This is a genomic window from Halothiobacillus sp., assembly GCF_028710545.1.
Lineage (GTDB): Bacteria > Pseudomonadota > Gammaproteobacteria > Halothiobacillales > Halothiobacillaceae > Halothiobacillus.
This window is the reverse complement of sequence record NZ_JAQTTX010000116.1, coordinates 1-2,514: the sequence shown is the minus strand read 5'-3', so window position 1 is coordinate 2,514 and position 2,514 is coordinate 1. Positions and strand designations below refer to the sequence as shown.

The following is a 2,514-nucleotide window of genomic DNA, read 5'->3' as shown; positions in this document are numbered from 1 at the left end:
GTAAGCGAGCCAAGAACTACAGTCTGTTCAGCACATCATTTCGCTGGTTAAATCCATGGCATGCAAATTCCACGGCAACAGCGCTTCAATTTCTTCAACCGTTCGAGCGGCGGGCAGGTCACGCATGACGCGGCGCAGCCACGCGTAGGGTTCGTGTCCGTTGGCTTTGGCCGTTTGCAGCAGCGAGTAAATCACCGCGCTGGCATTAGCGCCTGCCGGGGTATCGCTGAACAGCCAGGCTTTGCGGCCAATCACGAACGGGCGAATCGCATTTTCGCAGCGATTATTGTCGATCGGCAGATCGCCGCGCTCAACGTAACGAATCAACTTACCCCAATAATCGCTCAGATAGGACAACGCCTTGCCGAGCGCGCTGCCGGGGACCACCGCAGGTCGGGTTTTATCCAGCCATTCACGCAACTGGATCAGCACCGGCACACTGAATTTCTGGCGGGCCAGAAACCGTTCCGGATCGCTGGCATCCTTGTACTCCTTCTCAATGCCGTACAACTTGCCGATCAGCGCAACGGCTTCATCGGCGCGTCCCTTTTTACCCTTGGCTTGCACCCGTGTCGCCTCAATAAACTTGCGGCGCACGTGTGCCCAGCACACCAGATGCTCAATGCCCTCGGTTCTGGCCAGCGCGTTATAGCCGTCATACCCGTCAGTCATCAGGTAGCCCTGATAACCTTGCAACAGACGTGTCGGCACAGTACCGCTGCGACTCGGATCGTAATCGTAAATCACCACCGGCTTATCCGGCGGACCGCCGGCCTGCACCCACATATAACTGTTGGAGGTCGGACTTTTGCCATTTTCCTTGAGAACCTGTACCACGGTTTCATCCATGTGTATAAACGGCCCATCGAACAAGGTGTCTCGCATCAGATTATGCAATGGTTGCAACAGGTTCGCAGCGCCAATCACCCAGCGTGCCAGGGTCTGGCGCGGCACTTTGACACCGTGCCGATCGAGTACGTATTCAAAGCGCGCCAGCGGCAGACCATCGATATACTTGACGATCAGCAGCATGGTCAGAAAGTCGGGACTGGCGTTGCTTTTAGGCAGCGGTTGCGCGGGCAATGCCGCCGTAACCGGCGCATGAATGCTGCCGGGGCAGCCATAGGTATTGCGAACATGACGCAGCACGCGGATTTGCATCGGCACGATATCGAGCTGTTCGCTGATTTGCTGGCCGATCACCACCATTGGCGTACCGCACGGACAGGTGCGTTCAGACTCAGGAACATCATGCACGATGTCGACGCGAGGCAATTCAGGCGGTAAAGGTGCGCGCTTGCCGCGCGCCTTAACTTCCGGCTTGCCCTCACTCGAAGAGGCAGATGATTCAGGCGGGATCGGCGCTGTATCGGGTGCTTCAGTAGTCTCTGTTGCCAGAATCTCGGCCTCATCGAACAAACGACCCTGGCCTTGTTCAGAGCTGACGCCGAACTGGCGGTGACGCGCCAGGATGAATTGCTCGATAAGGTGATTGATGTAGCTGCTCACTTGCTCGCGCACCTGGCTTTCGATCGAATCAATCGCTTTATTTTGCACGTCTGCTGCAGCCTGCTCTATGGACTGGCAGGCTGTAAAAAACGCAGCCCGCTGTGCATGCAACAAGGCGGTTAAGGAGTCGACATCGTTTGGTAATTCTACGGGGAGAGGCGGCAACTCAATACCGGGAAGACTCAGATCCGGTCGCTTAATGATGATGTCAGGTGCGGTTAAATGCATGTCGCATTTTACCAAAAAACCTTAAGAAACAGAATGGTAATTCAATGTTTTATGCGGTTTATTTGTCCATAAATCAAAGCCTTCCAGCAACCACTCGAATTCCTTGATGCCGATCAGCTGGGTACCGGCGTGATCATCTTTCGGCCAGGCAAATCTTTCCGCTTCCAGGCGCTTGAGCCACAGGCAAAAACCATTTTTATTCCAGTACAGCACCTTGAGCTTGTTGCGCTGCCGGTTGGTAAACACATACAACGCTGCACCGAACGGATTTAGCCCCAGCTCCTGCTCGACCAGCACGCTCAGTCCGTTGATGGATTTGCGAAAGTCGATTGCCTCGCGGCAAAGATAGACCTGTTCAATATCACAGCCCGGATGCATCAGCGCAGCTCCGGCACGGCGCGCACCAGCGCCGCAAACCATTCTGGCGGTGGCAGTGCCGACATGTCCAGATGCAGGCCGGACGGCAAAGCCAGTGTGCAGCTGATTGGACGGGAGATGCCCGGCGCAATGCGCAGGGCAACAAATTTACCGGCAGGTTGCAGTGAGTCTGCCGCGCCAGATTGTTTCAGCTTGCGCCGCCAGTAATACAGCGATTTCACGGCAAGGTCGTGCCGCCTTGCATATTCACTCGCTGGAATCGATTCCAGCTGGCTCGCTGCCACATGTGCAGCCCAAAATTCCGTTCCCATTTTCATCATTCACAACCTCCGTATTGAAGGCATGAATCATGCAAAATTTGAAATCAGCCAACAAGTCTGTGGTTTATGACGCGCTTAC

Annotated in this window: 3 protein-coding genes; all 3 read right to left on the bottom strand. The window is 55.1% G+C overall.

Annotated elements, in window-relative coordinates; genetic code table 11:
* Positions 1-27: 27 nt before the first annotated feature.
* The 3 genes from PHD44_RS12685 to PHD44_RS12675 are packed head-to-tail and all read right to left on the bottom strand — an operon-like array spanning position 28 to position 2,435.
* Positions 28-1,737 carry an IS66 family transposase gene (locus PHD44_RS12685; RefSeq protein ID WP_300192265.1) on the bottom strand — a complete coding sequence of 570 codons (1,710 nt, stop codon included), beginning with the start codon at positions 1,735-1,737 and terminating at the stop codon, positions 28-30.
* Positions 1,738-1,758: 21 nt separating this feature from the next.
* Entirely contained in the window at positions 1,759-2,115 is a 357-nt protein-coding gene (gene tnpB, locus PHD44_RS12680; RefSeq protein WP_300192263.1) for an IS66 family insertion sequence element accessory protein TnpB, read from the bottom strand.
* The gene (locus PHD44_RS12675) at positions 2,115-2,435 is read right to left on the bottom strand and encodes a hypothetical protein (protein ID WP_300192261.1); all 321 of its coding nucleotides are present in this window, start codon (positions 2,433-2,435) and stop codon (positions 2,115-2,117) included. Before PHD44_RS12675 ends, tnpB begins: the two co-directional genes overlap by 1 nt.
* Between the last annotated feature and the right edge of the window lie 79 nt (positions 2,436-2,514).

Excerpts from the sequence above, each read along its gene's own strand:
- PHD44_RS12685 (WP_300192265.1), bottom strand. The coding sequence starts at position 1,737 with ATGCATTTAACCGCACCTGACATCATCATTAAGCGACCGGATCTGAGT.
- tnpB (WP_300192263.1), bottom strand. The coding sequence starts at position 2,115 with ATGCATCCGGGCTGTGATATTGAACAGGTCTATCTTTGCCGCGAGGCA.
- PHD44_RS12675 (WP_300192261.1), bottom strand. The coding sequence starts at position 2,435 with ATGATGAAAATGGGAACGGAATTTTGGGCTGCACATGTGGCAGCGAGC.